The sequence below is a fragment of the Kitasatospora sp. NPDC041917 genome (assembly GCF_055589745.1).
This window is the reverse complement of record NZ_JBVJBI010000033.1, coordinates 1-11,202: the sequence shown is the minus strand read 5'-3', so window position 1 is coordinate 11,202 and position 11,202 is coordinate 1. Positions and strand designations below refer to the sequence as shown.

Sequence of the window (11,202 nt, the reverse complement as noted above, 5' to 3'; positions counted from 1 at the left end):
CGGCCACCACGCACCCCTGCTCACGAGAGGCCGAGATCCCGGTCGATCACGTCGAAGAGCTCTTCGTTGCTGGCCCTGCTGAGCTGGTCCCGCAGGTCGTCGAAGGCGACCGGGTCGTCGCCGCCCGCGCCCCGGTGGCGGGTGAGCAGCGCCTCCAGCCGCAGGACCACCCGGACCCGGTCCACGTCGTCCTCCGCCCGGGCCAGCAGCGCCTCTTCGAGCAGGTCCAGCTCCGCCGTGGAGGGCAGGGCCGCCGCCGCGTCGTCGGGCAGCGCCTCGCCCAGCAGGTGGGCGGCCAGCACCGCGGGCGTCGGGTGGTCGAACACCACGGTGGCGGGCAGCGGCAGGCCGGTGGCCTCGCCGAGCCGGTTGCGCAGTTCGACGGCGGCCAGCGAGTCGAAGCCGAAGTCCCGGAACGGCCGGTCGACGTCGATCGCGGCCGGGCCGTCGTGCCCGAGCACCACGGCCGCGTGGGTGCGGACCAGGTCCAGCAGGACGGGCTCGCGGTCGGCGGCCGGCAGGGCGGCCAGCCGCTCGCGCAGGGCGCCGAGCCGGTTCCGGTCCTCGCCCTCGGTGACGGTGACCGCGGCGAGCGCCCGGACCTCGGGCAGTTCGGCGAAGAACCGGTTGGGCCGCAGCGCGGTGAACGCGGGGACGAACTGCTCCCAGGCGATGTCGGCGACGGTGACCGCTCCGGTGTCCAGGTCCAGCGCCCGCTGCAGGGCGTGCATCGCCCGGTCCGGCGCCAGCAGCGAGATGCCGCGCCGGCGCATCGGCTCCTTGATCGCCTGGTCGACCATGCCGCCGCCGTCCCACGGCCCCCAGGCGACGGCCAGCGCGCGCACGCCCTCGGCGTCGCGCCGCTGCGCCAGGGCGTCGAGGTAGGCGTTGGCGGCCGCGTAGCAGGCCTGTTCGCCGACGCCCCAGACGCCCGCGATGGAGGAGAAGTGCACGACCGCGTCCAGCCGGCGCTGGTCGAGCAGGTCGTCCAGGTGCCGGGCGCCCGCGACCTTGCCGGCCGCGGTCCGGTCGAGTTCCGCGAAGGTGGTGTCGGCGAGCGGCGCCGAGGCGCTGACCCCCGAGGCGTGCACGACGGCCCTCAACTTCGGCTCCATCGCGTCGAGTTCGGCGACCAGCCGGGCGGCGTCCGCGCGGTCCGACAGGTCGCAGGCGACCACCGTGACCCGGGCGCCGAGCTCCGTCAGCTCGGCCTCCAGCCCGGCCAGCCCGGGGGCGCCGCGGCCGCCCCGGCTGACCAGCACCAGGTGCTCGGCGCCGCCGGCGGCCAGCCACCGGGCCACCTGCCCGCCGAGCGCGCCGGTGCCGCCGGTCACCAGGACGGTGCCGCGCGGCTGCCACGCGGGCGCCTCCGGGTCGGCCGTCGGGGCGGGCAGCAGCCGGCGGGCGAAGACGCCCTCCGGGCGGACCGCCAGCTGGTCCTCGCCGTCGGCGGCGGTCAGCAGGCCGGCCAGCGCGTCGAAGTCCTCCTCCTCGGCCCCGGCGGGGAGGTCGATCAGACCGCCCCACAGCTGCGGGTGCTCCAGGGCGGCGACCCGGCCCAGGCCCCAGACCGGCGCCTGGCCCGGCTCGGCGGGCGGCTCGTGGTCGCCGGTGGACACCGCGCCCTCGGTCACGCACCACAGCGGGCCGTCGATCCCGGCGTCCAGCAGGGCCTGGACGAGCAGCAGCGTGGTGGCCGTGCCCCCGGGGAGCGCCGGCACCTCGGGGTGCGGCCCGGTCTCCAGCGCCAGCAGGGAGAGCACTCCGGCGGGCCGCCGCCCGTCGCCGACGGCCTGCCGCAGCCGGACGGCCAGGTCGGTCCGGTCGGCGGCGTCCGCCGCGACCGGCACCGTCACCACCGTGGCGCCGTGCCGGGTCAGGCCGTCCCGGTGGGCGCGCACCCGCTCGTCGTCGGCCGTCGCGGCGGGCACGACCAGCAGCCAGTCGCCGGTGAGGGCGGGGGCCGGGGCGTCCGGGACGGGCTCCCAGCCGACGTGGTAGCGCCAGCCCGCGACCTCGGCCTCCTCACGATCGCGCCGGTGCCAGTCGGACAGCAGCGGCAGCGCGGTGCGCAGCGAGGCCCGGACCCCGGGGTCGGTCACGTCGAGCCGGTCGGCGATCGCGTCGGCGTCCTCGCCGGCCAGCGCCGCCCAGAGGCCCGGGTCGACGGGCCCGCCGGCCGGCGCGGCCACCGGGTGGAGCCAGTACTTCTCGTGCTGGAAGGGGTAGACCGGCAGCTCGACCCGGCGGCCGTGGCCGTCGAAGAGCACCTGCCAGTCGACCGCGGTGCCGCGGGTCCACAGGTCGGCCAGCGCGGTGACGAACACCCCGGTGTCGTGCCAGCTGCTGCGCAGCGCCGTCGCGGTGAGCGCCGACTCGGGCAGGCTCTCGCGGGCCATCGCCGTGAGCACGCCGTCGGGGCCGAGTTCCACGAACCGGCCGACCCCCTGGGCCTTGAGGCATTCGACGCCGTCGGCGAAGCGGACGGTCTCGCGGACCTGCCGCGCCCAGTAGTCGGGGGTGCGCAGCAGCTCGTCCTCCACCGCGCCGGTGAGGGTGGAGACGATCGGGATGCGGGGCTCGGCGAAGGAGAGCGTCGCGAGGACGGCCCGGAACTCGTCCAGCATCGGCTCCATCAGGGCCGAGTGGAAGGCGTGCGAGACCGTCAGCCGACTGGTCTTGCGGCCCTCGGCCGTCCAGTGGGCGGCGAGTTCGTCGATGGTGTCCGCCGTGCCCGAGACCACCGCCGAGCCGAGGCTGTTGAGCGCGGCCACGTCCGCGGTGCCGGTGACGGCCGCGAGTGCCGCCGCCACCTCGGGCTCGGTGGCCTGCACGGCGAGCATCGCCCCGCCGGCCGGGAGCGCCTGCATCAGCCGGCCGCGCGCGGCGACCAGCGCGCAGGCGTCCGCCAGGGTCAGCACCCCGGCGCAGTGCGCCGCCGCCGCCTCGCCGATCGAGTGGCCGAGCAGGAAGTCCGGCAGCACGCCGAAGGACTCGAACAGCCGGAAGAGGGCCACCTCCAGCGCGAACAGCCCGGCCTGGGCCCACACCGTCTGGTGGAGGTCCCGGCTCCCGCCGAACACCACGTCCTTGACGGAGTGTTCCAGGCGCGGGTCCAGCTCGGCGCAGACCGCGTCGAAGGCCCGTTGGAACACCGGGAAGGCCTCGTACAGCTCGCGGCCCATCCCGGTCCGCTGGGCGCCCTGGCCGGTGAACAGGAAGGCGCTGCGGCCCTCCCCCGCCACCCCGGTGACCACGGCCTTGTCGGGCAGGTCCCCGGCCAGCGCGGCGAGCGCGTCGGCCAGACGGTCCCGGTCGGCGCCGAGCACGACGGCGCGCCGCTCCAGCGGCGCCCGGGAGAGCAGCGAGCGGCCGACGTCGACCGGGTCGGGCTCGGTGTCGGCGACGAAGGCGTGCAGCCGACCGGCCTGGGCGCGCAGCGCCTCGGTGGTGCGGGCCGCCAGCAGCCAGGGCACCACGCCGGGGGCCGACTGCCCGGGATCGGCCGGGGCCTCGGCCTCCGGGGCCTGCTCCAGGACGACGTGGGCGTTGGTGCCGCTGATGCCGAAGGAGGAGACGCCGGCGCGGCGCGGCCGGTCCAGCTCGGGCCAGGGCTCGGCCTCGGTCAGCAGCCGCACCGCGCCGGCCGACCAGTCGACCTGCGGGGTCGGCTGTTCGGCGTGCAGGCTGCGCGGCATGGTGCCGTGGCGCATCGCCTGCACCATCTTGATCACGCCCGCCACGCCGGCGGCGGCCTGGGTGTGCCCGAGGTTGGACTTCACCGAGCCCAGCCGCAGCGGCCGGTCCTCGGGCCGGTCCTGACCGTAGGTCGCCAGCAGGGCCTGGATCTCGATCGGGTCGCCCAGCCGGGTGCCGGTGCCGTGGCCCTCGACGACGTCCACGTCCAGCGTGGTGAGCCGCGCACTGGCCAGCGCGTCCTCGATGACCCGCTGCTGGGCGGGGCCGTTGGGCGCGGTCAGGCCGCTGGAGGCGCCGTCCTGGTTGACCGCGCTGCCGCGGACCACCGCGAGCACCTGGTGGCCGAGCCGCCGGGCGTCCGAGAGCCGCTCCAGCAGGAGCATCCCGACGCCCTCGGCCCAGCCGGTGCCGTCCGCGTCGGCGCCGTAGGACTTGCAGCGGCCGTCCGAGGAGAGCCCGCCCTGCCGGGCGAAACCGGTGAAGGTGTCCGGGGAGGCCATCACGGTGGCGCCGCCCGCGAAGGCCATCGTGGTCTCGCCGGAGCGCAGCGACTGGCAGGCCAGGTGCAGGGCCACCAGCGAGGAGGAGCAGGCGGTGTCGATGGTGACCGCCGGGCCCTCCAGGCCGAGGGTGTAGGAGATCCGGCCGGTGGCGACGCTGCTCATGTTGCCGATGCCGAGGTAGGCGTCCACCCCCTCGGGCACGTCGATCATGCGGGCCGCGTAGTCCCGGTACATCAGCCCGGCGAACACCCCGGTGCGGCTGCCGCGCAGCGCGTACGGGTCGACGCCGCCGCGCTCGCACGCCTCCCAGCAGGCCTCCAGCAGCAGCCGGTGCTGCGGGTCCATGGCGGTCGCCTCGCGCGGCGAGATGCCGAACAGCGTCGGGTCGAAGCCGTCCGCGTCGTGCAGGAAGCCGCCGCTGCGGGCGAATCCGGCGTCCTCGCCGACGTCCCAGCCGCGGTCCTCGGGGAAGGCGGAGACGGCGTCCACGCCCTCGGACACCAGCCGCCAGAGCGCGTCCGGGCCGTCCACGCCGCCGGGCAGCCGACAGGCCATGCCGACGATCGCGATCGGCTGGCGGTCGGCCGACTCGGCGGACTGCAGCCGTTGCCGGGTCTGGTGCAGTTCGGCCGTGACGCGCTTGAGGTAGTCGCGCAGTTTCTGCTCGTCCGCCATGTCAGGCCTCACAGGGTGTCGGGTAGGGGTTCGGCAGCAGGGTCACGAGGCGCCCAGTTCCTTGTCGATGAAGTCGAAGAGGTCGTCGTCGGTGGCGGTGTCCAGACCGGCCACCACGTCCGGCGACCCGGCCGCGGGAGCGCCGTCCTCGAAGCGGGCCAGCAGCGCCTGGAGGCGCCGGACCACCGTGATCCGCTCCGCCTCGGCCGCCTCCGCCAGCTCGGCCTCGATCCGCTCCACCCGGTCGGTGAGCGAGGCGGCCGAGGTGCGCGGCGGGGCGATCCGCCCGGTCAGGTACTCGGCGACCCGGGCGGCCGACGGCTGGTCGAACACCAGCGTCGCGGGCAGCCGCAGCCCGGTTCGGGCGGACAGCCGGTTGCGCAGTTCGACCGCGGTGAGCGAGTCGAAGCCGAGGTCGACGAAGCCCCGGTCGGGCGCGACGGCCTCCGCCGTGGCGTGCCCGAGGACCTGCGCGACGTCCGCCCGGACGGCGTCCAGGACGATCCGGGCCTGCTCCGCGGGGGTGCGGCCGGCCAGCTGCCGCGGCAGCGAGGGGCCGTCGGCGGCCGCGCTCGCCCGGCGCGGGCCGCCGGGCAGCAGTCCGCGCAGCAGGGCCGGGACGGCGCTGTCGGCGGTGCCCGGCCGGGCCGGCAGGTCGAGCCGGACCGGTACCAGGTGGGCGCGGTCGGTGGCCAGCGCCGCGTCCAGGAGCGCGAGGCCCTGTTCCGCGGTCAGCCCGTCGCCGAGCCGGGCGGCCCGGTCGCCGAGGTGCCCGGTCATCGCGCTGGCCTCCGCCCAGACGCCCCAGGCGAGCGAGAGGCCCGGCAGCCCGAGCGCCCGGCGCCGCGCCGCGAGGGCGTCCAGGAAGGAGTTGGCCGCCGCGTAGTTCGCCTGGCCGGGCGAGCCGAAGGTGCCGGCCGCCGAGGAGAACAGCACGAACAGGTCCAGGTCCGTCCCCGCGGTCAGCTCGTGCAGGTGGACGGCCGCGTCGGCCTTGGGACGGAACACGGTGGCGACCCGGTCGGGCGTCAGCGACTCGACCACGCCGTCGTCCAGCACGCCGGCGGTGTGCACCACCCCGCGCAGCGGGCGCTCCGCCGGGATCGCGGCGAGCACCCGGGCCAGCGCGTCGCGGTCGGCGGCGTCGCAGGCCACCACCTCGGCGCGAGCGCCGAGTGCGGCCAGTTCCGCCGTCAGTTCGGCGGCTCCGGGGCTGTCCGCACCGCGCCGGCTGAGCAGCAGCAGGTGCCGCACGCCGTACGCCGCGGCCAGGTGGCGGGCCACCAGTCCGCCGAGCACGCCGGTGCCGCCGGTGACCAGGACGGTGCCACCCGGGTCGGCCGGCGCTCCCGTGCCGGGGCGCGCCGCGGTGTCGGCCGGCGCTGCGGCGCCGGCCCGCGCCCGGGCCAGACGGGGCACCAGCACCCGCCCGTCCCGGACCGCCAGCTGCGGTTCGGCACCGGTCGCGTACGGGTGCCAGGCGTCGTCCGCGGGGTCCGCGTCGACCAGGACGAACCGGTCCGGGTGCTCGGACTGGGCCGAGCGCAGCAGGCCCCAGACCGCCGCGCCGGGCAGGTCGCGCACCCGGCCGGCCGGGTCGACGGCGCCGGAGGTCAGCACCACCAGCCGGGAGGAATCGAACCGCTCGTCGGCGAGCCACTGCTGGACGGTCGCCAGCGTCTCGGAGGCCGCCCGGAGCGCGGCACCCGCGTCGCCGACGGTGTCGGCGGCGGCATCGGTGTCGGTGTCGGCGGCGGTGGCGTCGGCGGTGGCGTCGGCGGCGGGACGGGCCACGAGGGGCAGCACCACCACCGGGGGTGCCTGCGCCCCGGCGGGCAGTCCCGCCAGCGAGTCGATCCGCTCGCCCGGCACCCCGGCCACGGCCGGCGTCTCGTCCCCGGCGAGCACCCACCACGCGGAGGCGTCCACCGGCGGCAGGGCCGGCACGGGCGTCCAGTCGACCGCGAACAGCCAGTCCCGACCGGGCTGTCGACCGGTCTCCGGCAGCTGTTCGACGGCGGTCTCGCGGAGCACCAGCGAGTCGACGGAGGCCACCGGCGCGCCGATCCCGTCGGCGGTCCGGATCAGCACGCCGTCCTCGGTCGGGGTGACCGCGACGCGCAGCACCGTGGCGCCGGTGGCGTGCAGCCGGACGCCGGTCCAGGCGAACGGCACACGGGGCACCGGGCCGCCGGCCTCGACGAAGCCGATCACGTGCAGCGCCGCGTCCAGCAGCGCCGGGTGCAGCCCGAACCCGGGCGCGGCCGCGGCCGCCTCCTCGGGCAGCGCCACCTCGGCGTAGACCGTCGCGCCCTCGCGCCAGGCCGCCCGGACCCCCTGGAAGGCCGGCCCGTAGCCGTACCCGCCCTCGGCGAGGGCCGGGTAGAAGCCGTCCAGCGCCAGTGGTTCGGCGCCCGGCGGCGGCCAGGCCGCGAGGTCGTACTCCTGCGCCGCGAGGTCGTGTTCCCGCGCCGCGCCCTCGGCGCCCAGGACGCCGGTCGCGTGACGCACCCACGGCGCCTCGCCCTCGTCCGGCCGGGCGTGGATCTCCACCCGGCGGTCGCCGTTCTCCTCCGGGGCGGCCACCCGCACCTGGACCTGCACCCCGCCGGTGGCCGGCAGGGGCAGCGCGGACTGCACCAGCAGCTCGCGCAGGATCGTCGAGCCGACCTGCTCCCCGGCCCGCAGCGCCATCTCCACGAACGCCGTCCCGGGCACCAGCACCCGGCCGAGGACGGCGTGGTCCGCCAGCCAGGGCTGGGTGGCGAGCGACAGCCTTCCGGTCAGCAGCACCTCGTCCCCGCCGGCCAGCGCGACCGTCGCGCCGAGCAGCGGGTGGTCCGCCGCGCTCTGGCCGACGCCGCCCACGTCGCCCACGCCGGTGGCGGGCTCCAGCCAGAACCTGGTCCGCTGGAAGGCGTAGGTCGGCAGCGGCACCCGGCGTCCGGCCGGCAGCACGGCCGGCCAGTCGACCTCGACGCCGGCCGCCCAGAGCCGGCCGAGCGCGCGCAGCGCCGTCCCGGCCTCCTCGGGTTCGCCGCGGCGCAGCGCCGGGACGAACACGCCCTCGGTGACGGACTGCTGGGCCATGCCGCACAGCACGCCGTCCGGGCCGAGCTCCAGGTGGCGGGTGACGCCCCGGCCGGCCAGGTGCGCGATGCCGTCGGCGAACCGGACGGTGCCGCGCACATGGCGGGCCCAGTACCCGGACGTCCGGATCTCCCCGGGGTCGACCACCGCGCCGGTCAGGTTGGAGACGATCGGGATCCGCGGCTCGGCGAAGGTCAACCCGGCCAGCACCTCGGTGAATTCGGCCAGCATCGGCTCCATCAGGGCCGAGTGGAAGGCGTGCGAGACGGTCAGCCGGCTCGTCCGGCGGCCCTCGGCCGCCCAGCGCCCGGCGAACTCCTCGACCACCTCCGTCGGACCCGAAACCACCACCGAGGTCGGGCCGTTGACGGCGGCGACGTCCAGCCGGTCACCGATCTCCGAACGCACCTCGGCCTCGGTGGCCTGCACGGCGAGCATCGCGCCGCCCTCGGGCAGCGCCTGCATCAGCCGGCCGCGCGCGGCCACCAGGGCGCAGGCGTCGGCGAGGGAGAACACGCCCGCCGCATGGGCGGCGGCCACCTCGCCGATCGAGTGGCCCAGCAGGAAGTCCGGGACCAGGCCGCAGGACTCCGCCCAGCGGTACAGGGCGACCTCGACGGCGAACAGGCCGGCCTGCGCCCACATCGTCCGGTCCAGGTCGACGCCCTCGAAGACCACGTCCTTGACCGGCCGGTCGAGCCACCGGTCCAGCTCCGCGCAGACCTCGTCGAACGCCGCCGCGAACGCCGGGGAGGCCTCGTACAGCCCCCGGCCCATCCCGGCCCGCTGCGCGCCCTGCCCGGTGAAGAGGAAGGCGAGTCGCCCGGGGCCGCCCGGGGCCGCCGGTGCCGCCTCCTCGGCCGCGAGCCGGTCGAGCTGGCGCAGCAGGTCCGCGCCGTCCCGTCCGACGGCGACGGCCCGGTGCTCCAGTTCGGCCCGGGTGGTGGCCAACGACCATGCCACGTCGGCCGGTTCGGGTGCGGGCGCCGCCGCGAGGTGGGCGCGCAGGGAGCGCGCCTGCTCACGCAGGGCGGCCTGGGTCCCACCGGAGAGCGGCCACACCACCGGGCCCTCGCCCATGGTCGTCGGCCCCGCCGGTCCGCGGCCCGCGCCGATCGGCTCCATCGGGCCGTGGCCCGTGGTGGTCGGCCCGGCCGGGCTCGGGGCGGATTCCAGGATGATGTGCGCGTTGGTGCCGCTGATGCCGAAGGAGGACACGCCCGCCCGGCGCGGCCGGTCGGCCTCGGGCCAGGGGCGCGGCTCGGTCAGCAGCTCGACCGCCCCGGCCGACCAGTCCACGTGGTGGGTCGGCTCGTCCACGTGCAGGGTGGCGGGCAGGACACCGCGGCGCATCGCCTGCACCATCTTGATGACGCCCGCCACGCCGGCCGCGGCCTGGGTGTGGCCGATGTTGGACTTGATCGAGCCCAGCCACAGCGGCCGGTCGGCCGGTCGGTCCTGGCCGTAGGTCGCCAGCAGCGCCTGGGCCTCGATCGGGTCGCCCAGGCTGGTGCCGGTGCCGTGCGCCTCGACCGCGTCCACCTCGGCGGCGAGCAGCCGGGAGTCGGCCAGCGCCTGCCGGATCACCCGCTGCTGGGACGGCCCGTTGGGGGCGGTGAGCCCGTTGGAGGCGCCGTCCTGGTTGACCGCGCTGCCGCGGATCACCGCGTGGATCTCACGGCCGTTGCGCAGCGCGTCGGAGAGCCGCTCCAGCACCAGCACCCCGACGCCCTCGGACCACGTGGTGCCGTCCGCCGCCGAGGCGAAGGGCTTGCACCGGCCGTCGGAGGCCAGTCCGCCCTGCCGGTCGAACTCGGCGAAGATGCTCGGACCGGCCAGGACGGCCACGCCGCCGGCCAGCGCCAGCTCGCACTCGCCCCGCCGCAGCGCCTGCGCCGCCAGGTGCATCGCCACCAGGGAGGAGGAGCACGCGGTGTCCACCGTGACGGCCGGGCCCTCCAGGCCGAAGGTGTACGCCACCCGGCCGGAGACCACGCTCATCGAGGTCCCGGTCAGCAGGTAGCCCTCCGCGCCGGGCGGGAGCTGGGCGCCCACACCGTAGGTCGAGGCGTACGCCCCGACGAACACGCCGGTCGGGGAGCCGCGCAGCTCCGGGGCGACCAGTCCGGCCGCCTCGAAGGCCTCCCAGGAGGCCTCCAGCAGGATGCGCTGCTGCGGGTCCATCACCAGGGCCTCGCGCGGCGAGATCCCGAACAGCTCGGCGTCGAAGCCCGCGACGTCGTCCAGGAAGCCGCCGCGCGGGGCGTAGGACGCGTCCCCGACCCGCCAGCCGCGGTCCGCCGGGAACGGGGTCACCCCGTCGAAGCCCTCGGCCAGCAGCCGCCACAGCTGCTCGGGGTCGTTGGCGCCCCCGGGGTAGCGGCAGCTCATGCCGACGATCGCGATCGGCTCGTCGGCGTTCGCGGCGAGGACGGGCGCGGTCGGGGCGGGGGCCTGCGCCACCCGCTCGGACAGCGCCTCGTCGAGGTGGTCGGCCAGGGCGTCCGGGGTCGGGTAGTCGAAGACCAGGGTCGCGGGCAGCCGCAGCCCGGTGACGGCGTTCAGCCCGTTGCGCAGTTCCACGGCGGTCAGCGAGTCCAGCCCGAGGTCCTTGAAGGCCTGCTTCGCACCGACCGCGTCCACCCCGGCGTGGCCGAGCACGGTCGCCACGTGGGCCCGCACCAGGTCCAGCAGGCGCGCACGGCGCTGCTCGGCGTCCAGGCCGCGCAGCTGCTCCAGCACCGCGGCCCGGCCGCCGGCACCGCGCTCGGCGGCGCGGCTCCTCGGGGCCCGCACCAGGGCGCGGAACAGCGGGGGGATCCCGCCCGTCCGGGGCGCCCGGAGGTCGAGGGTCACCGGCAGGAGGTGCGGTACGGGCAGGGTGATCGCCCGGTCGAACAGGGCCAGGGCCTGCGCGGTGGGCATGCCCGAACCGCTGCGTGCCGAGGAGAGATGACCGGTCAGCTCACTGGCCTGCTCCCACAGGCCCCACGCCAGCGACTGACCCGCCCGGCCGGAAGCCCTGCGACGGGCCGCCAGCGCGTCCAGGAAGGCGTTCGCGGCCGCATAGTTGGCCTGCCCACCCGAACCGAACGTCGCCGCCACCGACGAGTACAGCACGAACAACGGCAGCTCCAGATCCGCCGTCAACTCGTCCAGATTCAGCGCCGCATCCACCTTCGGACGCAGCACCGACGCCAGACGCTCCGGCGTCAACGCACCGAACACCCCGTCG

General features: G+C 76.9%; 1 protein-coding gene and 1 pseudogene. Both read right to left on the bottom strand.

The genetic code is table 11. The features are described 5' to 3' along the window. Positions 1 to 20: 20 nt before the first annotated feature. Positions 21 to 4,877: pseudogene (locus ACZ6EM_RS30450) on the bottom strand (type I polyketide synthase); the annotation flags it as partial. Positions 4,878 to 4,919: 42 nt separating this feature from the next. Continuing rightward, a partial coding sequence (locus tag ACZ6EM_RS30445; RefSeq protein ID WP_465773719.1) for a type I polyketide synthase occupies positions 4,920 to 11,202 on the bottom strand: 6,283 nt, incomplete at its 5' end.